The 21,604-nt window shown below is 68.9% G+C and carries 22 protein-coding genes and 3 pseudogenes; 16 read left to right on the plus strand and 9 right to left on the minus strand.

The window, feature by feature from the left end; translation table 11 throughout:
- Positions 1–91 precede the first annotated feature (91 nt).
- On the plus strand, positions 92–472 hold the full coding sequence (locus ACZ69M_RS38635; RefSeq protein ID WP_470057441.1) for a hypothetical protein: 381 nt from the start codon (positions 92–94) through the stop codon (positions 470–472).
- On the opposite strand, the gene ACZ69M_RS38640 is transcribed toward ACZ69M_RS38635, so the two are convergent.
- The gene (locus ACZ69M_RS38640) at positions 400–1,650 is read right to left on the minus strand and encodes an MFS transporter (RefSeq protein WP_470057443.1); all 1,251 of its coding nucleotides are present in this window, start codon (positions 1,648–1,650) and stop codon (positions 400–402) included. The genes ACZ69M_RS38635 and ACZ69M_RS38640 overlap by 73 nt on opposite strands.
- A 315-nt stretch (positions 1,651–1,965) precedes the next feature.
- On the opposite strand from ACZ69M_RS38640, the gene ACZ69M_RS38645 reads away from it, so the two are divergent.
- The 4 genes from ACZ69M_RS38645 to ACZ69M_RS38660 all read left to right on the plus strand — a co-directional run bounded on the left by ACZ69M_RS38645 (position 1,966) and on the right by ACZ69M_RS38660 (position 6,478).
- The gene (locus ACZ69M_RS38645; RefSeq protein ID WP_470057445.1) at positions 1,966–2,577 is read left to right on the plus strand and encodes a hypothetical protein; all 612 of its coding nucleotides are present in this window, start codon (positions 1,966–1,968) and stop codon (positions 2,575–2,577) included.
- A gap of 266 nt (positions 2,578–2,843) precedes the next feature.
- Complete coding sequence (locus ACZ69M_RS38650; protein WP_470057447.1) at positions 2,844–2,969, plus strand: hypothetical protein; 126 nt, start codon at positions 2,844–2,846, stop codon at positions 2,967–2,969.
- A 332-nt stretch (positions 2,970–3,301) separates the two neighbouring features.
- Complete coding sequence (locus ACZ69M_RS38655) at positions 3,302–5,950, plus strand: SpoIIE family protein phosphatase (protein ID WP_470057449.1); 2,649 nt, start codon at positions 3,302–3,304, stop codon at positions 5,948–5,950.
- A 315-nt stretch (positions 5,951–6,265) separates the two neighbouring features.
- Complete coding sequence (locus tag ACZ69M_RS38660) at positions 6,266–6,478, plus strand: hypothetical protein (protein WP_470057451.1); 213 nt, start codon at positions 6,266–6,268, stop codon at positions 6,476–6,478.
- Here the strand turns inward: ACZ69M_RS38660 and ACZ69M_RS38665 are convergent.
- Positions 6,457–6,837: a winged helix-turn-helix transcriptional regulator gene (locus tag ACZ69M_RS38665; protein ID WP_470057453.1), complete on the minus strand. Its 381-nt coding sequence runs from the start codon at positions 6,835–6,837 to the stop codon at positions 6,457–6,459. The two genes, ACZ69M_RS38660 and ACZ69M_RS38665, sit on opposite strands and share 22 nt — an antisense overlap.
- Before the next feature lie 304 nt (positions 6,838–7,141).
- Between ACZ69M_RS38665 and ACZ69M_RS38670 the strand changes: the two genes are divergently transcribed.
- The 6 genes and pseudogenes from ACZ69M_RS38670 to ACZ69M_RS38695 all read left to right on the plus strand — a co-directional run bounded on the left by ACZ69M_RS38670 (position 7,142) and on the right by ACZ69M_RS38695 (position 12,708).
- Positions 7,142–8,176: an MBL fold metallo-hydrolase gene (locus ACZ69M_RS38670; RefSeq protein WP_470057455.1), complete on the plus strand. Its 1,035-nt coding sequence runs from the start codon at positions 7,142–7,144 to the stop codon at positions 8,174–8,176.
- Between the two features lie 175 nt (positions 8,177–8,351).
- A complete protein-coding gene (locus tag ACZ69M_RS38675; RefSeq protein WP_470057457.1) occupies positions 8,352–8,813 on the plus strand; it encodes a YbaB/EbfC family nucleoid-associated protein in 462 nt (153 codons plus the stop codon).
- Between the two features lie 64 nt (positions 8,814–8,877).
- Positions 8,878–9,246 (plus strand): annotated as a pseudogene (locus ACZ69M_RS38680) (transposase); the annotation flags it as partial.
- Complete coding sequence (locus ACZ69M_RS38685; RefSeq protein ID WP_470057459.1) at positions 9,185–9,499, plus strand: hypothetical protein; 315 nt, start codon at positions 9,185–9,187, stop codon at positions 9,497–9,499. The pseudogene ACZ69M_RS38680 and the gene ACZ69M_RS38685, both read left to right, overlap by 62 nt.
- Before the next feature lie 191 nt (positions 9,500–9,690).
- Positions 9,691–11,754 (plus strand): galactose-binding domain-containing protein, encoded by a 2,064-nt coding sequence (locus ACZ69M_RS38690; RefSeq protein ID WP_470057461.1) that lies wholly within the window; start codon positions 9,691–9,693, stop codon positions 11,752–11,754.
- 465 nt (positions 11,755–12,219) lie between these two features.
- On the plus strand, positions 12,220–12,708 hold the full coding sequence (locus tag ACZ69M_RS38695; RefSeq protein ID WP_470057463.1) for a GNAT family N-acetyltransferase: 489 nt from the start codon (positions 12,220–12,222) through the stop codon (positions 12,706–12,708).
- 103 nt (positions 12,709–12,811) lie between these two features.
- Here the strand turns inward: ACZ69M_RS38695 and ACZ69M_RS38700 are convergent, their stop codons facing one another.
- The 4 genes and pseudogenes from ACZ69M_RS38700 to ACZ69M_RS38715 all read right to left on the minus strand — a co-directional run bounded on the left by ACZ69M_RS38700 (position 12,812) and on the right by ACZ69M_RS38715 (position 15,702).
- The gene (locus ACZ69M_RS38700) at positions 12,812–13,732 is read right to left on the minus strand and encodes an alpha/beta fold hydrolase (RefSeq protein WP_470057464.1); all 921 of its coding nucleotides are present in this window, start codon (positions 13,730–13,732) and stop codon (positions 12,812–12,814) included.
- Positions 13,733–14,002: 270 nt separating this feature from the next.
- Positions 14,003–14,267, minus strand: a pseudogene (locus ACZ69M_RS38705) (transposase family protein); the annotation flags it as partial.
- Positions 14,268–14,350: 83 nt separating this feature from the next.
- Positions 14,351–15,085: a hypothetical protein gene (locus tag ACZ69M_RS38710; RefSeq protein WP_470057466.1), complete on the minus strand. Its 735-nt coding sequence runs from the start codon at positions 15,083–15,085 to the stop codon at positions 14,351–14,353.
- 359 nt (positions 15,086–15,444) lie between these two features.
- Complete coding sequence (locus tag ACZ69M_RS38715) at positions 15,445–15,702, minus strand: hypothetical protein (protein ID WP_470057467.1); 258 nt, start codon at positions 15,700–15,702, stop codon at positions 15,445–15,447.
- A gap of 444 nt (positions 15,703–16,146) precedes the next feature.
- On the opposite strand from ACZ69M_RS38715, the gene ACZ69M_RS38720 reads away from it, so the two are divergent.
- From ACZ69M_RS38720 to ACZ69M_RS38730, 3 genes are read left to right on the plus strand one after another with little or no spacing between them, the layout of a single operon-like run.
- Positions 16,147–16,560 carry a hypothetical protein gene (locus tag ACZ69M_RS38720; RefSeq protein WP_470057469.1) on the plus strand — a complete coding sequence of 138 codons (414 nt, stop codon included), beginning with the start codon at positions 16,147–16,149 and terminating at the stop codon, positions 16,558–16,560.
- On the plus strand, positions 16,550–17,092 hold the full coding sequence (locus ACZ69M_RS38725; RefSeq protein WP_470057471.1) for a sigma-70 family RNA polymerase sigma factor: 543 nt from the start codon (positions 16,550–16,552) through the stop codon (positions 17,090–17,092). The genes ACZ69M_RS38720 and ACZ69M_RS38725 overlap by 11 nt, the downstream gene beginning before the upstream one ends.
- A complete protein-coding gene (locus ACZ69M_RS38730; protein ID WP_470057472.1) occupies positions 17,079–17,696 on the plus strand; it encodes a hypothetical protein in 618 nt (205 codons plus the stop codon). The genes ACZ69M_RS38725 and ACZ69M_RS38730 overlap by 14 nt, the downstream gene beginning before the upstream one ends.
- Positions 17,697–17,701: 5 nt before the next feature.
- Here the strand turns inward: ACZ69M_RS38730 and ACZ69M_RS38735 are convergent.
- Positions 17,702–17,877, minus strand: a pseudogene (locus ACZ69M_RS38735) (IS5/IS1182 family transposase); the annotation flags it as partial.
- Here ACZ69M_RS38735 and ACZ69M_RS38740 point away from each other — a divergent pair.
- A complete protein-coding gene (locus tag ACZ69M_RS38740) occupies positions 17,821–18,228 on the plus strand; it encodes a tautomerase family protein (protein WP_470057474.1) in 408 nt (135 codons plus the stop codon). The pseudogene ACZ69M_RS38735 and the gene ACZ69M_RS38740 sit on opposite strands and share 57 nt — an antisense overlap.
- Before the next feature lie 119 nt (positions 18,229–18,347).
- Here ACZ69M_RS38740 and ACZ69M_RS38745 read toward each other — a convergent pair whose 3' ends face one another.
- Positions 18,348–18,881 (minus strand): TetR/AcrR family transcriptional regulator, encoded by a 534-nt coding sequence (locus ACZ69M_RS38745; RefSeq protein WP_470057705.1) that lies wholly within the window; start codon positions 18,879–18,881, stop codon positions 18,348–18,350.
- Positions 18,882–18,903: 22 nt separating this feature from the next.
- Entirely contained in the window at positions 18,904–19,740 is an 837-nt protein-coding gene (locus tag ACZ69M_RS38750) for an alpha/beta fold hydrolase (protein WP_470057476.1), read from the minus strand.
- An 821-nt stretch (positions 19,741–20,561) separates the two neighbouring features.
- Between ACZ69M_RS38750 and ACZ69M_RS38755 the strand changes: the two genes are divergently transcribed.
- Positions 20,562–21,515: an immunity 49 family protein gene (locus ACZ69M_RS38755; RefSeq protein WP_470057478.1), complete on the plus strand. Its 954-nt coding sequence runs from the start codon at positions 20,562–20,564 to the stop codon at positions 21,513–21,515.
- Positions 21,516–21,604: the final 89 nt, after the last annotated feature.

The following is a 21,604-nucleotide window of genomic DNA, read 5'->3' on the forward strand; positions in this document are numbered from 1 at the left end:
GCCGCAGCGGGCACTGGGCCAGCGCGATCGGCGAAAGGATCACGTTGAGAAAACGGCATTGAGCCGGGTCTCCCCGTCCCATGCCTGTCGGATGGTGCTCGGCGAAGCCCGCTCCCTCGCGCAGACCGCCCGGTACGCAGCAGACACCGACCGGGAGGTCCGCGCCGGACTCGACCCGGACAGTGAGGCGATGCGCGGCTCGCGCACCGGCGGCACAACGGCGGGCCACGTGCCGGCTGCCGCCCCGCACGGCAGCCAGACCGTCATCGCCCAGCGCCAGGTGGCGGTCAAGCGCAACGAGATCCCGGCGTTCACCCCGCTGTTGGCCCGCTTCGACCTGCACGGCGTGATCGCCACGACCGACAGGATGCCGGACCATGCTTCCCCACGCCGTCAACATCACCCCCGCAGCCGACCACTACCGGTCGACGGCGTCTGCTCGGATGCCGAGGTACCCGTAGTGAGAGCATGACGGCCGGCCCAGGTCAGGGCTGCGGTTGCGGCCAAGGTGAGGAAGGGGACGGTGAAGCCGGCTCGTGTGCCGCCTGGACCGTCGACGAGTCGACCGACCGCGGCGGCAGAGACGGCGATGCCCGCCGCGCTCGCGGAGTTCGTCCAGGTGAAGGCTTGGGTCAGGACCGACCGATCCATGACCGACTCGATGAGCGTCGAGGAGACGATGATGCACGGAGCGACGCTCGCACCGGGGAACAGGAGGGCAAGGCCGAGCTGCCAGGGGGAGTTGGCCAGGAGCGGCAGCAGCGATGCGCAGGCGAGAAAGGTCAGGATCAGGGGCAGTTGGGCCGCAGGCGGGGTGTGCCGGTGGTGTCGCCCGTAGGCCAGACCGGCCAGCAGGCTTGCCGCACTCATCAGCCCATACAGGAACCCGGCTGCCGTGACGGCGTGGTGAACGTCGGCGAAGGCGCTCACCGAGACCTGCATCGAGCCGAAGAAGACGCCGAGGGCCAGGTTGACCGCCAGTAGCGTGGCGAAGTTCCGGGTCAGCAGAGGCCGTTGGCCCCGGGCGGCCGTACGATCCGGCGCGGGCGCCGGGGCCGTACGACGCAGCGCCGCGAAGGCCATTCCGGCGCCGACGACGAGCGCCCCCGCCAGCACCGTACCCGCGGCCGGGTGCACCTGGGTTGCCATCAGCACCGCGAGGGTGGGACCCAGGAGAAAGGCGACTTCGTTGCTGATGGTTTCGAGTGCGAAGGCCAGGGCGAGTTCGGCCCTGCCGTGCAGCAAGGCCGACCAGCGGGCCGCGGAGAGCGCACCGAACTGCGGGATGGTCGCCCCGGCGGCGAGGCCGGCCGCCATCAGCGGGACCGCGGGCGCCCCCGTCAGGCTCAACGCGACCAGGGCGGCGATCGCACCGGCGTGAGCGCACAGGAGGGGGACGAGGACGCGTGGCTGTCCGAAACGGTCCATGAGACGGGCCGTCTGCGGGCCCACCAGGGTCTCCGCCACGGCGAACGAACCGGTGACCAGGCCGGCCACCTCGAACGATCCGGTCTCGGCATGGACCAGCCAGACGATGCCGAGGCCGGCCATAGCCACCCCGACCCGGGCAGGAGCCGCGGCGAGGAAGAAGGCCGTCGCGCCGGAGGTCTGGAGGGCTGAACGGTAGGAGACGGTTTCCGTCCGAGCCAATACGGTATGGCGAGATCCCCGTACGCTACGGCGGAAATCCGGTGCGGTACGACGAAACCAGTCCCGCGATGTCACGGTGGACCTTCCGCTGCGCGGTGGGACGGTCCGGGCGGACGGCGCCCGTCGTGGGCACCGCCCCCCGCCGCCAGGAGTCGTCCATGATGACGTCGACGGGGCGGAATCGAAGTCCGCGTCGGCGTCGGCTCCAGCGCCGGCAGAAACGTTGAGTGCTGAGATCGAGGAATCGAGATCGAAGAGGGAAGTGGGCGGAAGAAGACACTAGTGGCGACGGGGGGCGGAGGGAAGACCGCCCAGATGACGCAGGTCGCCCCGCCCGGCGCGGGCTGGACGGCCGGGCAGGCCTGGGCGGCCCGGCCTACCTGTGGCGGCGCCACCCGCTGGGCGCTCGCCGGAGCGGTCGTCGAGTGGGGCACCGACGAGCGCAGGTACGGACCACAGCCGGAACTGCGGTCGGGTGAGGACGGCAGCCCGCCGCCCGCCGCTGCCCTCCGCCAGCGACGCGCCGTGCTCCGCCGTGCCTTCCAGCAGCTCCCTGAGCGAGGCCAACTGCTGCTGTGGCACACGGCGGTCGAGGCAGAGGCCGAGGACATCGCGACACCCGCGGCCCTCGAGGGCCTGGAGGCCGACGAGGCGCGGCTCGAACTCGAACGCGCCCGCACGCGCCTGCGCGTGGAGTCACAGCAGGCCCATCTCGATCTGGCCCCCGACGAGTACTGCCGCCACTGCAACCGGCTCATCGGGGTCTACGCGCGCCCACGCGCCGTGGAGCCCATGCCCGACATCCAGCAGCACCTCCAGCCGGGTGCGTACTGCCGGAGCGCGGCCGAGAGTTCGACCAGTCCCCCACGCGGCTGCCGCTGTTGCTCGCTGCAGCAGTACTGGGCTTCGGCGCCGCGGACTACCTAGTGCCGCGTGCCCGGGCCGACGACAGGGAGCCGGTCCGGGGCGCACGACGCCCCCGGCACAGGGCCGGAACCCGGCAGATGGACACCCCATCGTCCGGTTGCGAATCCCGGCTTCGGCGCCGCTGTTGAGGCTCGTCACGAGCCGGCCGCGGCCTTCCGCGGGGCCGGAGCTCGTGCTCGTCGGCGTCGGACCTGCTGGCGGCCACACCGGTGTACCGCGCGGTCACGGACCAGGGCGGGGGAGCGGGGCCTGGAGCCTGGGTAACGGTGTTCCCCGCGCCCACCGCCAGCGATCCGCCGACCGGCGGCTCGTCCGCGGTGCCACCGCACCTCTTCGCCACCGCGGACGGTGGCACGGGTACCCGCTTCCGCAACGCGCGGACCTGTCTGTGACTCGACGTCGACGGCGACCGCGCCGACGACTTCCGCCACGGCCTCTCGGCCGATGGGCTGTTCAGCTCCCGTCAGGATTCAGACCTCGTCGTGAACCCGGTCAACACGGCCATGGGCGCGCCCATCATTCTGAGGACCCTCGACAGTACCGCACCCGGAAGGGGCCGCCTCTGGACCACGCAGAATACGGCCTCCGCTCCCCAGTTCCAAAGGGTGAACGGGGTCTGGCGCCGATCTTGTTTGCGCCATAAGACGCTGTTGCTTCGAGCTTCGAGCGGAGGTGGAAGACCGCGCCACGCAGCGCACTCGACACCCGCCAGGAAGACCTTCTGGTGCGGCTCCTGCCCGTAGGACGTCTCAGCAGCCAGCCGCAGGTAAGCGAAGCACACTGCTGCGCACAGTGCGCAGCGGGTGCCGCAGATCATGGGGAGAGGCACTATTTACCTGTAGATGCCTTGGGCGTGACGCGGCCGAGTGGCACGATCTACGGACGGTGCGACACGATGCTTTCTGACACGCTGGTCCAGCCGCGAGGGGACGCGTTCGCCGTCGTGGATGCACGTGGCGTAGTGGTCAGCTGGAGCCCCGGAGCAGAGCGGCTGCTCGGCCACACCGCAGCACAAGCACGGGGGCTGACCGGGGCGAGCCTGCTGTTCTCGCAGGCCGACGCGGCCCGGATAGCGGGCCTTCGCCCCACCGAAGGTTCCGTCTTTCTCGGTGCCTCGGCACTGCGGCACCGAGACGGCCACGCAGTGGGGGTCGTGATGTGGGCGCACCCCTGTGCGCGCGACCACGCGGAGCAATGGCTCGTCCAGGCCGAAAGCGCGGAAGCGCTGCGGCAGTACGAGCTGCGGCAGGCACTCCTGAGAGGTCTGTTCACAGAGTCGCCGTTCATCATCGACATCTTCGATGCGCGCCTGCGGTTCCTGGCGCAGAACCTCTCACGCAACCGTGCCCCGGGATTCGCCGACACCGTCATCGGTCACACCATGCGGGAAGTGGCTCCGCCCGGGCTGCTGGACATGAATGCGCTGGAGGAGCGCCAGCAGCAGGTCTTCGCCAGCGGCAAGGCCCTGATCGGCACCGAAGTGCACGGGCGTGACCCTCGGGAACCGGACCGCGACGCAGTGTGGTCGGAGAGTATCTTGCCCCTGCGCAGCAGCTCCGGAGAGGTGGTCGCTCTGGCGCACATGGTGTTCGACGTCACCGAGGAGGCCCGTGCACGGGAGCGGCTGGACCTGGTGAACGCGGCAAGTGCCCGGATCGGCAGCAAGCTGGATGTCCTGCACACCGCGAAGGAACTCACCGATGTGGCCGTGCCGTGGTTCGCCGACTACGCCTACGTGAATCTGCTGGATCCGGTCTTCGGCGGCGAGGAGCCGGTGAGCGGCCCGGTCCCGGACACGGTGCCGCTGCGGCGGGCCGCGGAGACGATGCTGCCCGGGGAGCCTGCTTCCATGGCGGTCGGTACGGGTGAGATCGACCCGTTCGCCGCGGCGCCCGGATCGCCCACCGCGCGGGCCCTCGCCCTTGGCAAGCCTGTGCTGCTGACCGGGCAGGAGCTTGATGCGGAGTTGACCACATCGGACTTGGGCCGAGCCGCGGAAATCCGGGAGCGCGGAGTTCATTCCTGGCTGATGGTCCCTATGCACGCGCGTGGTGCCGCGTTGGGTGTGGTGGTGTTCGCGCGCTTCGCCCGAGCGCATCCCTTCGAGACCGACGACATCCTGCTGGCCGAGGAGTTCGTGACGCGTGCGGGGGTCTGCATCGACAACGCGAGCCGGTACACCCGCGAACGGGCCACGGCCGCGGCGCTGCAGCGCAGTCTGCTGCCGCAGCGCATGCCGGTCCTCGGCGGCGTGGAGACCGTGTCGCGCTACCTGCCAGCGAACGGGCAGGTGGTACTGGGCGGTGCATGGTTCGACGTCATTCCCCTGTCGGGTGCGCGGGTCGCGCTGGTGGTGGGCGATGCCGGGGGACGCGGACTGCACGCCGCGGTGACCATGGCCCGGCTGCGAACTGCGGTGCGCACCCTGGCAGAGCTGGACTACTCTCCCGAGGAACTGCTCACTCATCTGGACGACCAGGTCAAGCGGTTCCGGGACGAACAGAGCGGCGGACCGGGTGCCGACAAGCCGTCGCCGACGTGTCTTTACGCGATCTTCGACCCGATCTCAGGGTCCTGCGCCCTGGCAAGCGCTGGCCACCCCCCGCCGACGCTGCTGGCGACGAGCTGCGAGGTGAAGGCCATCGAGATCCCCTCGGGCGCGCCGCTGGGCGCGGGCGGCATTCCCTTCGAATCCGGAGAGGTGACGCTCACCGACGGGGACACCTTGGTGCTCTACACCGTGGGGCTGAGCAAATCCTGGGGTAGCAGTGCCGATGCACGGGCCCGGCTCCGTACGACACCGTCATCGCAACTCCCCGTGCCGGCCCCGCAGGACGCGGTCCCGCCCGGTGGCCTCGGCGGTCTCTGCGACGAGGTACTGCGCAGGCTCCTTCCGGACCGCCTCCAGGACGATGTGGCGCTGCTGCTGGCGCGGGTGCGCGCCCTGACCTCCGAGCACCACATGTCCTGGGAGTTGGCTGCCGAGCCCGAGTCTGCCGGGCAGGCACGTGCCGTGGTGACGCAGAGGCTGGCCGCCTGGGGTTTGGAGGAGCTGGCTTTCACCACCGAGCTGCTGGTCAGTGAGCTGGTCACCAACGCGATCCGCTACGGCACGCCCCCCGTCACGCTGCGGTTGATCCGCGACCGCAGCCTGATCTGCGAAGTCTCCGACGGCAGTAGCACCTCCCCGCACATACGGCGCGCCCTCGACAACGACGAGGGAGGACGCGGACTGTTCATGGTCGCGCAATTCGCCAAGCTCTGGGGCACCCGCTACCACACGAGGGGCAAGACGATCTGGGCAGAGCAGCCGCTCCCGCTCAGCACGGACACCGACGGGGCAGGGGCAACAGCGCCGCGAAACGCCCCGTAGAACAGGGCACTTGTATGCAGGGCACCGGCCCGTCGTCCCGCCGATGAGGAGCATGAACAGCAGCGACCTGCGCGAACTCGCTGCCGCCCGCAAGCATATCGCCGAGCTGTTTCGCGCCTGCACCGTGAAGAATTCGGTCCTTTGCACGCGCACTTCCTGCAGAACTCCGGCGCGATCTGGTACCCCATGAATGGAATGACGCGGGCACTCAAGTAAATCGAGCAGTACAAGGCCGCATATGTCTTTCCGTTCGCCGGCCCGCAGTGCTTCCTCGCCGACGACCTTTTCCATCTGAACGACCTGGACCGGGACGAGGTGAACGTTTTTCTGGACCAGTTTGTCGGGCAGATTCCGTACGACGAGATCGCCGCCATCCTGGACCGCCGGATCACCGTGGACTCCGGGCAGGAGCGCCGCTACCGATTCCGCGCCAGCCGACCTCTGGTCGAGGCCCTGCCGCTCCGACGCCTCTCGCAAAGGACCGCATACGGAGTACGCCCCCTGGATCACGAGGTTCGCGACCTCTGATCGTAGACCGTTCGTGCCTCACCGATGGCAGGAGCGACCTGCTCCGCCCATCGCCGTATCTCGTGCACGACCGGGCACATCGTCCCGCCCAGCGGGGTGAGTTCGTACTCCACACGGACCGGTACCTCAGGGTAGATCCTTCGGGTGATGAGCCCGTCCCGCTCGAGATCGCGCAGGACTCGGCTCAGCACCTGCGCGCTCACCCCGAGCCGGTTCCTGAGGTCGTTGAACCGGGTGGGACCGTCCTCGAGGGCGTAGGTGATGAGCACGGTCCACCGGTTGGCCAGCCGCTCGACGGCCTCTCGTGTGGGTGTGCCCTTGCCGTAGATCTCGGCTTCCCGCCGAGGCGCTGCGCTCATCCGGTCAACATACATTGCCCCGGGCGGTGGAATGGAGTCCCGTTCACCATCCCGTTCACCGGAGATGAATTTCCGCAGCTTTCCGGTGGTGTGCGAATTCCGGGATCCGGCGCTGAAAGCGGCGGATCAAGAATGACGGCGACGAGGCCTCGACTGCCGGTCATTCGTCGCCCACCAGGTCACTTACAAGTGACCTGGTAACAAAAAAGAGACCCTCTTTTCAAACTTGATGAAAGTTCAAGCATCTCCTAGTGTTGATCCGGCCGGCCCAACCAATTCCTTTCGACCGAATCAGAGGATTGTCATGTTCGATCGTCGTTCCGTAATCCGCGGCGGCGGCGCCGCAGCCGCGGCGGGTGCCTTCGCTCTCAGCGTGGGCAGCGTCCACGCCGAAGGCGCCGCAGCGTCCTCTCCGCCCTCCTCGAAGCCGGGATTCCTGCCGCTCCCTGCCCAGGCGAAGCCCCTGCCGGACAACGGCAAGGGCTACCGGCTCCAACGCGCGGGCCGGAACGGCTACGTGGTCATCACGGGGTTCGTCCAGTCCGTGTTCGTCGTGGCGCGGGACGGCGTCATCGTCGTCGACGCGCCACCCGCGTCCCGCGGAAAGCTCCAGGAGGCCATCGCCTCGGTGACCGACAAGCCCGTCACCCACTTCATATACAGCCACTCCCACCTGGACCACGTGGGCGCGGTGACCGACTTCCCGGATGCGGTGCGCATCGCCCACGCCGAATGCGCACGGGTACTCGCCCTGCACAAGGACCCCGCGCGGCCGATGCCCCAGAAGATCGTGGACGGCCGGTACAACCGACTGCACATCGGCGGTGAGGAGATCCATCTCATCTATCCGGGCGCCAATCACGAGTCCGGGAACGTCCTCACCTACTTCCCCGCGCAGCGTTTGGTGGCCATGACCGACGTCGTCATGCCGGGATGGGCGCCCTACCGCGGCTGGGGGAACGCCGACTACCTGCCGGGCATCCTGCTCGCGCACGACGCCATCCTCGGCCTGGACTTCGACACGTACGTCGGGGGGCACGTCTACCGCACCGGCACGCGGGCCGACGTCCAGCAGTCGCGGGCCTTCTTCGTCGACTTCTGGAACACGGCGAAGAAGAACATGGGCGCGATCTCCTTCGCCGAGGCCGCGGCCCAGGCCGAGCCGGAGAACGTCTGGGCCGCCCAGAAGGTCTGGATCGACCGGGTGGCGCAGGCGACGCAGGCCGAACTCGTGGAACGGTGGGGCGCCGAGATCGCCGCGGTCGACACCTTCACTGCGGACTCCGCGGGTTCGGTCGTCGTCTCCATCTCCACGGACGCCACGATCAACTTCCCGTGACCCACCATCACCCCGGCCGACCGGCCATCCCCCTCCGGCCGGCCGGGGCCCGCCGTCCCCGCGCAGTCGGCGCGGGGACAGCGGGCGATCTGCCCAGGACAACCAGACACACGGCAGCGGCAGTGTGCGCCCTGGCGGCCGCGGCCCGGGGTTCAGCGGGACAAGAGAGGACGCGATGAGCACTCCGCATGAACAGGGGACCGATGACCTGCCCGCGGCTTGCGGAGACAAGCGGGAAGAGCCGTTCGAAACGGGGCGCCGGAGCGAGGTCGCAGGCACGTCGACCGCGCCCCGGCAGTCCGTCAGAGTGACCGTCAGCGCGGAGGGCGACATCACGGAGATTGACTTCCCCACCGGTGCCTGCCAGCGGATGGCCCCGAAAGAGCTGTCCGAGGTATTGGTGGCCGCGGTGTGGGAGGCTCAGAAAAGGGCCTTGGAGCAGGTGGCCGAGTGGACCTCGGGCCCCCGCCCTCCGGAAGCCGGGATCGGCGATCCACCTCTGGGCGGGTCCGAACCGGCCCTACCGCCGTCCGGGAAACTCAACTCGCCTCCGTCCGTGGGCGCGAACGCCGACGACGGTAAGCCCGGGAACTCGGGTCTTCTCCGGTGGATTGCCCTGGGAGACTTCGCCGACTGACGGCAGGCCTTTCCGATCCGGATTGACTGCAGGGTGAGGCGACAGGGGACCGGAGGCTGGAAACCCCGGGGCTCCTGGCCGGCTGGTGTTCCAGGGCATCCTGTTCGCGCTGCATAACCGGATCGCCTGGGAACACCCCTCGCAGGAACTCGGCTTCGGGTCAGTTATGACCTGCCGGCGTCGCCTGTCCGAGTGGACCGCAGCCGGGAGGTGGCCCCGGCTGCACGAGGTTCTGCTTGCCAAGCTGCGCGGCGCGAGCGCCCTGGACTTCTCCCGGGCTGCTGCCGACGGCTCCCGCATCAGGGCGTTACGCGGGAGCCGAGACCGGACGAAGCCCCGTCGGCCGGGGCAGGACGGGCAGCAAGCATCATGTGATCACGGACGCCACCGGCATCCCGCGGCCCCGGCGCCGCCCGGACGTGGTGCCGGGTGACCGCGGCTACGACGACGGCAAGTACCGCCGGCTGGTCCGGGACCTCCACGTGAAGCCGCTGATCGCCCGCCGCGGCACCGAGTGCGGAACCCGCCTGGGCACCCAACCCTGGCTGGTGGAACAGGCGTTCGCCCATCTGTATCGGTTCCGCCGCCTGTCGATTTGTTGGGAGATATGCGATGGCCTACATGAAGCCTTCCTCACCCTGGGATGCGCACTCATCTGCTGGCGACGCCTGAAGCCGTCCCGATAGGAGTGCTTGGGCTCGACTCCTCACCATCCGCTGTGAACGAGCTGTGCGTTCCTCTTGACTCGACGTACAACAACGACGATCCTCGTGGGCGAATCTCGCGCTGGGCATGACAATTTCAGGCCAAGGTCCACGGGGGCGTTGGCCGGCCTGGAGCGTCGACCGCGCATCCCGCCGACCGAGGGACGTGGGCCGTGACCCCGACCAGTCGCCCGTACCGCAGACGCAAGCACGTCACCATCGTGTCGCTGCTGCTCCTCCTGCTGTCCTTCGCCCTTGGCCCCACCCCGAGTGCGGCGGCGGGCGGCGACTGGTGGGACCCGGTCGCACGGCCCGCGCCGGACTCCCAGATCAATGTCACCGGCGAGCCGTTCACCGGCACCGACGCGAACGGTCACGTGCGCGGCTTCGTCGACGCCCATGACCACCTGTTCGCCAACGAGGCGTTCGGCGGTCGGCTCATCTGCGGCAAGGTCTTCTCCGAAGCCGGTATCGCCGACGCGCTCAAGGACTGCCCCGAGCACTACCCCGACGGCTCCCTCGCCATCTTCGACTTCATCACCAAGGGGGGTGACGGTCGGCACGACCCGGTCGGCTGGCCCACCTTCAAGGACTGGCCCGCCCACGACTCGCTCACCCACCAGCAGAACTACTACGCCTGGGTGGAACGCGCCTGGCGCGGCGGCCAGCGCGTGCTGGTCAACGACCTCGTCACCAACGGCGTGATCTGCTCCGTGTACTTCTTCAAGGACCGCAGCTGCGACGAGATGACCTCGCTCAGGCTCCAGGCAAGGATGACCTACGACCTCCAGGCCTACGTCGACAAGATGTACGGCGGCCCCGGCAAGGGCTGGTTCCGGATCGTCACCGACAGCGCCCAGGCCCGCGAGGTCATCAAGCAGGGCAAGCTGGCGGTCGTCCTCGGGGTCGAGACCTCCGAACCCTTCGGCTGCAAGATGATCCTGGACGTCCCGCAGTGCGACAAGGGCGACATCGACCGGGGCCTGGACGAGCTGTATTCGCTGGGCGTGCGCAGCATGTTCCTGTGCCACAAGTTCGACAACGCGCTGTGCGGCGTGCGCTTCGACTCCGGCACGCTCGGAACCGCCATCAACGTCGGACAGTTCCTGTCCACCGGCACCTTCTGGAAGACCGAGAAGTGCACCGGTCCCCAGCGCGACAACCCCATCGGTTCGGCCGCGGCGCCCGAGGCCGAGGCGAAGCTCCCGCCCGGCGTGAGCGTCCCGTCGTACGGCACGGACGCCCAGTGCAACAGCCGCGGGCTCACCGACCTCGGCGAGTACGCCGTGCGCGGCATGATGAAGCGCAAGATGATGCTGGAGATCGACCACATGAGCGTCAAGGGCGTCGGTCGGGTGCTCGACATCTTCGAGTCCGCCTCCTACCCCGGCGTGCTCTCCTCCCACAGCTGGATGGACAGCGACTGGACCGACCGGGTCTACGGCCTCGGCGGCTTCGTCGCGCAGTACATGCACGGCTCGGAGGGGTTCGTCGCCGAGGCGAACCGCACCAAGGCCCTGCGCGACAAGTACGGCGTCGGCTACGGCTACGGCACCGACATGAACGGCGTCGGCGGCTGGCCCGGACCGCGCGGTGCGGACGCCCCGAACAAGGTCACCTACCCGTTCCGCAGCGCCGACGGCGGCTCCCTCATCGACCGGCAGACCACGGGGCAGCGCACCTGGGACCTGAACACGGACGGAGCCGCGCACTACGGCCTCGTCCCGGACTGGATCGAGGACATCCGCAAGGTCGGCGGCCAGAGCGTGGTCGACGATCTATTCCGCGGCGCCGAGTCCTATCTCGGCACCTGGGGAGCCACGGAACAGCACCAGGCATCGGTGGATCTGGCCAGAGGAGCGCCGGCCACAGCCAGTTCGACCGAGTGGAACCCGTTCGTCAGTTACGCGCCCGGCCGCGCCGTCGACGGCACCCGGGACACCCGCTGGGCCAGCGACTGGAGCGACGACCAGTGGTGGCAGGTCGACCTGGGCGCCACCCACCGGGTCGGGCGCGTCACCCTCGACTGGGAACGTGCCTACGCGAAGTCGTACCGCATCGAACTGTCCACCGACGGCATGAACTGGCAGACCGTCTGGTCCACGACCACCGGCGACGGCGGACTGGACACCGCCCACTTCGGCGGCACACCCGCTCGCTACGTCCGCGTCCACGGCCTGCAACGCGGCACCGGCTGGGGCTACTCGCTCTGCGACGTCGGCGTCCACAGCGACTGACAGCAGCGATTGACAGTGCGCCCGCACCGGCATCCCGCCCATAGGGATGCCGGTGCACCGCGCCGACCCCGTACAGCCGTGACCAGACTGGTCGTCTGACGGGCCGCGTCGATGGGCGGCACGGGTGGCTCGGGTTCGTACCGGGTGCCTACGGGCGGCCATGGCATGGCGTTCGACGGCGGGGCTCAGCGGCGCGCAGGGCGACGACTGGATCCGGCAGGCCGAAGACTGCGACCTGAGGTCAATCCGTATGGGTTTCTCGCGGTGGGAGGTTCTCCCGTGGCCGCATGATCCAGATCGGTGATCTTGCGGAGAGCCGGGATCGGCTTCGACGGCACTGCCGTGCCGCATGGCCGTTGTGCCCACACGTTGTGCCCACATCACGTTTGCCAGGCGTCAGGCAGGCCGGCGGGGCCCGGCGGAAACTCAGGCGACCTCAGCGCACCATCTGGGTACAGTCGGGCCATGCCCGAGCTGCAGCGACTTCAGGCCGGCCATGCGTCGGCGGTTCTGGCCTTCGAGCTGGCGAACCGTACCTATTTCGCTGCCGCGATCTCTGACCGCGGCGACGACTTCTTCGACCAGTTCGCCGACCGGCACAACGCCTTGCTGGCTGAGCAGGAGGTCGGCACCTGCGCCTTCTATGTGCTCGTCGCCGAGGACGACTCGGTACTCGGCCGGTTCAACCTGGTCAACATCGAGGATCGCACCGCGGAACTCGGCTACCGGGTCGCGCAACACGTTGCCGGCCGCGGCGTGGCGACCGCGACTGTCCGGAATCTGTGTCAGCTGGCGGCGACGCGGCACGGGCTGCGCACACTCAGGGCGGCTACCTCCCTCGAGAATGCCGCGTCACAGAAGGTGCTGACCAAAGCCGGGTTCGTCCCGGTCGGCCCTGCCGACCCAGCCGATGTCGGCGGTAAGTCAGGCACCTGGTATCAGCGCCATATCTAGCCTCGCCCCACCAACCGATCCTGGAGCGGCACCCGTTGGGACCGACCGTGACCCGGCACTGTCCGCACTGCCGGCAACCCGTCACCATCGTCCCGGAGCATTGTCACGGCTGGGAGCGCCTCAGGCGGCGACCCAGGAGGACGGCTCCTGCGCCGGCGATCAACCAGCCGGCGGCGATGCCGGTGAGTGCGGTCTCGGCCCGGGCGTCATGGGTGGTACCGGTGGCGGCCAGCGCAGGCCGGGCGGGATCGGTCGCCGTGGCGGCTTGGAGGAGGAGGGCGGTGACCGCGTCGGGGTGGGAGATCATGGCCACGTGGGAGGAATTGATCTCCACCATGTGTGAACCCGCGCGTTTCGCCTCGAAGCGTTCCTGGTCGGGATTGATGGTCTTGTCCTGCTTCGCGACGAGGAACCACGAGGGGATGTGCTTCCAGGCGGCTACCTTGGCCGTCTCCGAGAACGCGGTCGTTGCCGCAGGCCGCTGGGTGACCGCCATGACCCTCGCGGTCTTTTCCGGCAGGTCCGCGGCGAAGACCGGATGGATCCTGTCGGGCTTGAGGTACAGGTCTGTCCCGCTGACGCCGCCGGCCCGGTAGGGAACGGACTTCGTGGCGGTGCCGAGTTCGCTGGGGAACTTGGCCCCCAGGGACATTCCGCTCTCGCCCACGTCGGGCATCAGTGCCGATACGTACACCAGCGACTTCACCCGGGGGTTGGCCGCGGCGGCCGTGCTGATCACGGCGCCGCCGTACGAGTGACCGGCCAGTACGATCGGGCCCTTGATGCTGTCCAACACGGAGGCGATGTAGGTGGAGTCGCTGTACAGCCCGCGCAACGGGTTGGCGGGAGCGACGACCTTGTAGCCACGGCGTTCCAGCCGTTCGACCACCCCATTCCAACTGGAGGCGTCCGCGAACGCCCCGTGCACCAGCACGAAGGTGGGTTTGGCCGTGGCCGTGGCCGTGGCCGTGGTTGTGGCCGTGCCGCCGACCGCGGCGACAGGGGCCGCCAGGGCCGTACACATGGCCACGGCGCACCCGGCCGCAATGACGTGCGTGCGACGTATTCGGCTCCGTGAACCCGGGACCGGAAATGCTGGCATGCCGTTCTCGCTTTCCGTGAGACCTATGACACGGATTGTTCAGGCGTCCACACCGGCAGGCTCGGCCAGCGCTCCAACCGGGTGAAACGGGTGAAAGAAGTACGCCCCGGGAGTGAATGTCGGAGGCAAAGGGTGTTCGGAACCTACGTCGTGCCGTATGGCGCAGGCCGGTGACCGTCCGGCGTCGTGCGTCAAGCGCTGAGCCTTGAGGGCCCGGATCTTCGCGTGGGACCGGTTGACCGCCGGCTGGACTGTGGACAGGGTTTCCCATCGGCCCCAGTCGGGTACTCGGGCCGCCCCCGGCACTGCGGTATCCCTGGTCGGCCCAGCAATTGATGCGGGCCCGGGCGAGCGCGTCGATGATGCCGCTCTCGCGGGCTGCCCGGACATCGTGGACGACCCCGGTCAGGGCTGGTGAGGCCCATAGGAGGCGTCCCTTGGGATCCGCGATGACCTGTTGGAAAGGGAGTCCTGCTTCTGTCATGCGGCGGGGCGGTGACACCCCATGAGACGGTCAGAAGAAGCCGCAGCTGTCTTTGGTCATGGGTTGGCCGTCGCAGTGGAACGCACGCCGGGCGCCGGAGAGGTGGACGGCGGAGGATAACTCGGGTGCAGCGAGGGGGACAGCGGAGCCAGCGACTCGCACAGCGAGGACGGGAAGGCGGGCTCCTTGCGCTGCACGTCCCGGCAGCCTCCGGCCGAGGTCCGGATGATCGACTCCCAGCCCGATTTCTTCGCCCGGAAGAACCAGCGGTCGCCCAGCCGGGAGGAGCAGGCAGGGTCCGTCGAGTCGTCGCAGGCCGGTCCCGTGCGCCAGGAGAAGTCCAGCACCAGCCACTTCCCGTCGCACTTCTCCGAGTCCCGGTACGTGTGCTCGGGCGCGCCGACCGCCATCAACGCCTGATCATAGGAGGCGGCGGTGCAGCCGGTGGCCGGCGGTGTGCAGCCCAGCTTCCCGCACAACCGCAGCGCGGGCGGCTTGGCGCCATCGGCGGTGAAGTGAGTGTAGTTGTCGACGATCACGTCTCGGTCGCCCAGCGGCTCGGGCAGCCTGACCTTCGCCGTGGCCGTGCTCTCCTTGGTGCACCCGGAAGCCAGGTCCCCGGACGGCGAGGTGAAGGTGACCTGCACCCGCACGAGGTCCGTCATCGGGTCGGTGAGCACTGCCTTGAGCTTGCTCACGCATGCGTGAGCGCCACTGGGCACCTGTGTGTCGAGGAGCAGCGTGCGGCGGTCCCCGCTGAGATGGACTCCGGTGACCGCGGAAGGCTGCATCGTGGTCCACGGAATCGGCTCGGTTGCCGTCGGCGAGGGTGACCTCTCGTCCCCCTGACCGGCCACCTGTGTCCCGCACGCGCCGAGGAACAGCACGGCAACGGCGCAGAGCAAGACGGCCGCTCGACGTGTTCCACCTGATCGTCGCAAGAGCGCTCAATCCCCCCGGCACGCACCGACGTTTCCCAGGCCAATATAAGGCTGTGGCCGGGAAGGCTCACCAGTTGGGTGGGTGGGCTAACGGGCCGACTCTGCCTCGCCTCATCAACCCGGCCTTGCTGGATGGCCCGTCGCATTCAACGGGCCATCGAACAGCCAGTGGCACTCGCTACGCGGCGTCACCGGGAGGACCGGGACGATCAGGAAGCGACCCTGGCGTTCAGCCCGTAGTCCAGTTCTGCACCATCGACCAGCACCGCCTCGACCGTGCGTGTACGGGGGTCGATGTCAGCGACGATCCCGTCCCCGGCGTAACGGGGGTAGCCCGAGGCGCCCGTCTCGCCCGTCGCCTCGACGACTGCCGATCGCACGGCGGAGTCCTCCGCGGAGGCGCCGCCTCTGCCCTCGATGTGTTCAGGTACCAACAAGATACGGAAGCGCTGCGGCTCTGTAGTCATGCTCCGGATTTAATCGCCTGTCCCACCCGTCGTGGGAAAGGCGCACGACAGGTCTGCGCAAACAGGCTCCGTCGGCTGGGCTTCCCCATCCGGCACGGAGGTGATGCAGGAATCGGAACACCCGTCCGTCGCCTCGCTCTACCGCCCCTTCGCTGACGCTGAAGAGGCCGCCCCCGCGGCCCGGCAACTCTCTTCGGACAGACGTCCCCGCTCCCTCGGCGACATCGAAAGATGACGGTCGTTCGCTGGTCCAGCACTGGCAATTGCTGGTTGCGTCATACGCGTTGGCCGGGGCACTCGGATGTCATCACGATTTGATGACGAAGGGTCGTCCTGTGTGTGCTGTGCGGACGTCTGTGGCGTGGGGGTGGTGAGACGGCGGTGGGGCTCGCCCTGTGATTCAGGCCGTCGGACCTTTCCTCCAGGACGAACGAAGGATCGACTATGCAGCACCGCACATGGGGATTTGCCGCTGTCGGCGTGGCCGCCGCCGGTCTTTGCGCCGTGTTGGCCACGACGGCGCTCGCCTCGTCCGATCACTCAACCGGGCGTCAGGCCATCAAGCAGTCGCAGACCGCGGCCCAGCAGCCCGCGAACACGAAGGTGTCCTCCAGCGATGGGGCCAAGTCTCAGATGTCCGAGGAGAACCAACTGCTCCTGAAGATACAGATGGAGATCAAGGCGTCCACCAGCGGTCCGAGCGCGGCCCAGGTCGCCAAGGCCGACAAGTTGGTCGGGCAGTTGAAGGCAGAAGGCAGAAGGCAGGGCCACTGCGGCGCAGCTTGCGTGGCTGGCGCTGACTCCCGCTCAGAAGCGCGTGGAGGCAGCCCCGGTGGGCACCAGCTGAGTGGAACGTGAAAGCAATGGTGGCCGAGGGCGGCAGGCCGACCTGACGGGCTTCGAGGAGTTCTACCAGTCGGCGTACGCGCGGCTGGTCGGACAGTTGTTCTCGGTCACCGGCAGTCTCGAGCAGGCCGAGGACGTCGTACAGGAAGCGTTCATCCGGGCCCTGGACCGCTGGCCCCGGATCCAGGCCTATGACGTGCCGGAGCTGTGGGTGCGCCGGGTGGCGATCAACCTTGCGGTCAGCGAGATCCGGCGGTTGCGCCGACGTGCTGCGGCTTTGCTGCGCCTGGGTGCCCAGCGCCCGCAGCCCCAGCTCACGCCGCAGACGATGGGTGTCGCCGAGATGCTGCGCCGGGTGCCGGTGAATCAGCGCCCCGTGCTGTTGCTGCACGATGTATTGGACCTGCCGATCGAACAGGTCGCCGAGCAGTTGGGCCTGCCAGCGAGCACCGTGCGCGGCAGGCTCGTCCGAGCCCGCGCGAACCTGGCCCGCCACCTCGCCGCCGATCCGGAAGGAGCCCTGTCCCGCCATGGCCGACCCTGAGCGCAGCCTTCGCAGTCTCGTCGAGGAGGGCACCCGGGCTTCGCGGCAGCCACCGGTCGCTGACCTGCGGCGCCGTGCCCGGCGTCGCCGTACGATCCGCGAGGCCGCGACGATCGCGGCTGCGGCCATGGCCGTGACCGCAACGGTGGTGGCCGCCCTCCCCATGGTCGGTTCCGAGCGTTCCGGATCCACCGCGCCCGGTCCGACGGTGCCCAGCACACTCCGGCCCACGGTTACCGAGTCCACGAACTCTCTGGTCGCTTCGCCGATCGAGACCGTGCCCGGCGGCACGATCACGCTCAAGGGCACGGGCTGCGCTCCGGGGAAGGCGGTGTCCTTCGGGATCCGCTGGGACCGCGGTGCGAAGTTGAGCCTCTCGATGGAGGAGCAGAAGGCACAGAGGCAACCGCAAGCAACCGCTACGGCCGGCGGGTCGTACAAACTGACCTCGGTCCGCGCACTCGCCACCGGGACCTTCGAAGCCAGGGTCACGCTTCCGACCACCCCTGCGATCAACAAGCCCAAGCTGTGGGCGCGATGCCAGACCCCGGCCCCGGCCCACCAGCTCACTCAGTACATCTCGATCCTTGTCCACAGCACTTAGAGAACCTAACAAAGGCGTTGGACGTGGCGGTGGGTGATCAGGCAGGTGGCGAGGTCGAGGAAGGCCTCGTGGATGTCGTCGCGTCGTTCCCAGCGGATCCGTAGCCGGCGGAAGCCGTGCAGTCATGCAGCCATGCGATGGTGCGCTCGACCACGTAGCGGAAGACACCCAGGCCGCTGCCAAGGGCGAACTGGCCGCCGAGATCACCAGGATCCACGCGGAGATCAACCACGTCCCGCCCGCCTACGTCAACGTGGTCTTCTCCGAACTGCCTCAGGACAGCGTCTACGTCGGTGGAGAACCAGGGACGCCGCTCTTGATCGGCGGCTGGGCACGCCGCGGCCACCCGCAGGAGGAGACGACCCGCCTGGCACTAGAGCTGTCGGCGGCCGCTTCCCGCATCACCGGGATTTCCGAGCGCGGCATTTTGGTGGTGATCCAGGACAGTCCCGCGCGTTCCGCCGTCGAAGGCGGCCAGGTCCTGCCCGACCCGGGCCAGGAGAAGGAATGGCTGAGCCGTCACGAGGCGTAAGGCCGTGGCCGGGGTGACGGCGCGTGGGCCCAGGGCTTCTTCGACGTACGGCTGTTCCGGCGCTGGAGGCCGTTTGGGTGGCCCCGGAAATGTGGCGGTCGGTGGCGGCGGCAGCATTCTCACATGGCGCGCAGGCCCCGGTCGGCGAAGGCGATCAACCACTCGAAGCTCTCGTCGATGTCGGCGCTCCACTGGAAGGCGTTGGCCACCTGCAACGTGGCGAACCCGTGGCAGAGGCTGCGGAGCATACGCAGGGCGTGGTCCACGTCGGACTCCGGGACCTCGTAGCCGCGCAGGACCGCCATGAACGCGCCCAGCAGCCGCTGACCTGCGACGGCCAGCGGATCGTCCGGGCCGGACGGTTCCACACCGATCGTCGCGGCGTACCGGCCGGGGTGTTCCAGGACGAAGGCGCGGAAGGCACGCGCCGCAGCCGCCAGGGCGTCGCGACCCGCGTACCCCTGGACCGCGCCGCCGACGGCGTCGGCGGCCTCGCTCAATGCCAAGGCCGCGATGCGCCGGTTGAGGTCTTCCTGGCCACCCACGTGCTTGTACAGGGACGGGGTACGCACGCCCAGCCGCTCGGCCAGCAACCCCATCGTCAGGTTGGCGAGGCCCACCTCGTCGGCGAGGGCGGCACCGGCAGCGACCACGGCCGCCGGGTCCAGGCCGACCCTAGGCACGAGCGGCCTCCGATCCGAGGAAGGCGAGCATGAGCGAAACCACCCGTTCGGGGAACTGGTTGTGAGGGTAGTGCCCGGCGCCCTCGATCATCTCCAGGCGACCGAGGCCGGACGGCAGGGCCTCAATGATCGCCGAACCCTCGGCGTGCGGGTCGGCCCAGTCGGGGTCGAGCGTGCCCATCACGACCAGGACCGGGCATCGGACGTTGCCGAGCTGCGCGCCGGCGTCGGTCGGGGCGCTGCGGCCCATGCCCTGCATGGCCTTCATCCGGCCGGGCTCGCTCAGCAGGGAGTCGATGTGGCCGAGCCGCTCGGCCCAGTCGGCCGGCTTCACACCGGGGTAGGCCACGTCGAGGTACGAGCGCCAGAGCGGCACGCTACCGAACGCGCCCGCGCCGAGCAGCCGCAGCATGCCCTGCCGGAAGCGCTTCACCCGCAGGTCGCCGAAGCGGATCGACTGCTTGCGGGTGAACGGCGCCAACTCGACCACCGCGGTGATCAGCGAGGGCTCCTGCGCCGCGGCGATGGTGGCGGCGCCGCCGGAGATCGAGTGGCCGACGAGCACGGCCGGGCCGCCCAGGTGGCGGACCACGGCGAGCAGGTCGCCGGCGATGGCGGTGCGGCTCCAGGCCGGCCAGCCGACGCTGGACTCGCCGCAGCCGCGCAGATCGACCGCGGCGACCCGATAGCCCGCCGCCACCAGCGGCGGGATCACGGCACGGTACGCGGCGCGGCTGTCGCCCATGCCGTGCGCGAGGACGATCAGCGGGCCTGACCCCGTCACCTCGTAAGCGATCGTGCCGCCGTCGACGGCAAGGTACTCGGTCATGTCATCCCCTTGGCTGGCTAACTCCGTTAGCTAAAAGCTAATGTCATTACCCAAGCCTGTCAATGTCGAAATCCCCGGCACGGCTCGGGGGGACGACGAGGCGTCGCGGAAGTCGCTCGGGCCGGGCGTGCGACCGGGGTTCGTGCTGTACGACCTGTGCGCGGCGCCCTTCGACGGGATCGGCCGGATCCTCGGCGAGTCCACCGGCGTGACCAGGGCGGTCGCCGGTCGTGCCCGAAGGAAGGTGCAGGCGATCGCGTGGCCGATGATTCGTGTGGGGGAGCGGCAGGCGGTACTCGTCAACGGCCTTCCTGGGGCCGTGTCTTGGTGTGAGGACGGCAGTCGCCCTCGGCCATCGCGTTCACCGTCGTCGTCGACGACGACGGCCGGATCGTCCGTCGCTGACTTGGCCTGCGTCCTTCCTTCCATGAAGCGAGTGCGACCGCACGGCGGTCATGTCGCAGATTCGGCACCATACATGGGTGATATTCGGACCAAAGATGATCTCTGGCTCCTCGGCGTTCACTTGATCACCGGACAAGGAGTCCCCGAATGAATGGCCGCCGCACAGGCGGGCCGTGTCGACGGCTCAGGCGCGGCCTCCTGTCCGCCGTCGGCGCGCCCTCGTCGTGCCGGCAGTCGCGCCGGCCTATCCGGCCTGAAGTCGCCGTCGTCCCAGCTGCCTTCGGAAGAACGCGGCGTTATCGCCCACCCGGAGCCCCTCTCGCCGCCGGGGTCACGGGGGCCGGACTCGGGGCTGTGTCCGAACCTGCTGATAACGTGCCGCGTCCAGCGGAAATGATCACGAAGGGGCGGTGGGCGTGCAGGAAGTGACGTGCCATGAGGTGAGCGGACAGCGCATGGCCCAGGCCCTCGACGACGTCAGCCGAAGGACCCGGCAGCGGTGGCACTGGATGCGCTACGACGACCCGTCCCTGGAGAAGCTGCAGGAGATGCGCGACGAGCTCGTCGATCACGTAGCCGCCCTCACCGTGAAGGATCCCGCGCTCGGCGAGTCATCGCGCACGGTACTGCGAACCGCGGCGGAGTGTTCCCTGGGGGCGCTGAGCGTTGGCTGTTTCCCCGACGGCGACCAGGAAATCCACTTCCCGCTGATCGGCGAGACGCTCAGCAGCGAGGACATCGCGTTCGGCGACGCAATGGAACAGGTCCCGACGGCCAGATGGTGGTGTGACACGTTTGCGATGTGCCTGGTCAGCGGACTGGTGTGGGAATGGCAGCGGGTGATCGGTCTGCTGCTGCGGAGCGACTACGCGCCCACGATCCGCGACGGGGTGCCGTACTCCAAGCTGAATTCGACGTCGGATCGGGCGGACCTCGCTGCGATGGACGCATTGTGCGGCTACCTGACCCAAGCGCGCGGACACCTGCCCCGAGACTGGCCCACCGTGACCCTGTGCAAGCCGGACGGCGACGAGCGCACCGAGGCGGCCCGGAAGCTGGACGCGGCCGGCCCCCTGACACCGGATCAGCGCCTCCTTCGCGTACTCCTCGACGACGACCAGCATGCCTTCGAGCAGGCACTCGTGGCCCGGCTCATCGAGCACCGGGAGAGCGTGGGATCCGATCCCGCCCCCAGTACTCTCCTGCCGCTCGCAGCCCTTGCCCTGACCACCCTTGCGGTCCAAGTGCACGGGTGGGAGTTGGGCGTCCGGTCCGGCTATCTGCCACACGGCATGCTGGGTTCCCCGGAGGCGCTGCGGCGAGCGGAAGACTCCGGCGGAAATGAACTGGGCCATTGGATCGCCGAGTAGCCAGTTCGGACGGCCTCAGTCCTCGAGCGCCTTGACGTGGCTGCGGCCACTTCGCCGACTGGCTTCCGACCGACGGTTGTTCTACGGGC

Source organism: Streptomyces sp. NPDC107454 (genome assembly GCF_055582885.1).

Coding starts and splice junctions, on each gene's coding strand:
- ACZ69M_RS38635 (WP_470057441.1), top strand. CDS start 92: ATGGTGCTCGGCGAAGCCCGCTCCCTCGCGCAGACCGCCCGGTACGCA.
- ACZ69M_RS38645 (WP_470057445.1), top strand. CDS start 1,966: ATGACGCAGGTCGCCCCGCCCGGCGCGGGCTGGACGGCCGGGCAGGCC.
- ACZ69M_RS38665 (WP_470057453.1), bottom strand. CDS start 6,837: ATGAGCGCAGCGCCTCGGCGGGAAGCCGAGATCTACGGCAAGGGCACA.
- ACZ69M_RS38670 (WP_470057455.1), top strand. CDS start 7,142: ATGTTCGATCGTCGTTCCGTAATCCGCGGCGGCGGCGCCGCAGCCGCG.
- ACZ69M_RS38675 (WP_470057457.1), top strand. CDS start 8,352: ATGAGCACTCCGCATGAACAGGGGACCGATGACCTGCCCGCGGCTTGC.
- ACZ69M_RS38695 (WP_470057463.1), top strand. CDS start 12,220: ATGCCCGAGCTGCAGCGACTTCAGGCCGGCCATGCGTCGGCGGTTCTG.
- ACZ69M_RS38700 (WP_470057464.1), bottom strand. CDS start 13,732: ATGTGTACGGCCCTGGCGGCCCCTGTCGCCGCGGTCGGCGGCACGGCC.
- ACZ69M_RS38710 (WP_470057466.1), bottom strand. CDS start 15,085: ATGCAGCCTTCCGCGGTCACCGGAGTCCATCTCAGCGGGGACCGCCGC.
- ACZ69M_RS38715 (WP_470057467.1), bottom strand. CDS start 15,702: ATGACTACAGAGCCGCAGCGCTTCCGTATCTTGTTGGTACCTGAACAC.
- ACZ69M_RS38720 (WP_470057469.1), top strand. CDS start 16,147: ATGCAGCACCGCACATGGGGATTTGCCGCTGTCGGCGTGGCCGCCGCC.
- ACZ69M_RS38730 (WP_470057472.1), top strand. CDS start 17,079: ATGGCCGACCCTGAGCGCAGCCTTCGCAGTCTCGTCGAGGAGGGCACC.
- ACZ69M_RS38740 (WP_470057474.1), top strand. CDS start 17,821: ATGCAGCCATGCGATGGTGCGCTCGACCACGTAGCGGAAGACACCCAG.
- ACZ69M_RS38750 (WP_470057476.1), bottom strand. CDS start 19,740: ATGACCGAGTACCTTGCCGTCGACGGCGGCACGATCGCTTACGAGGTG.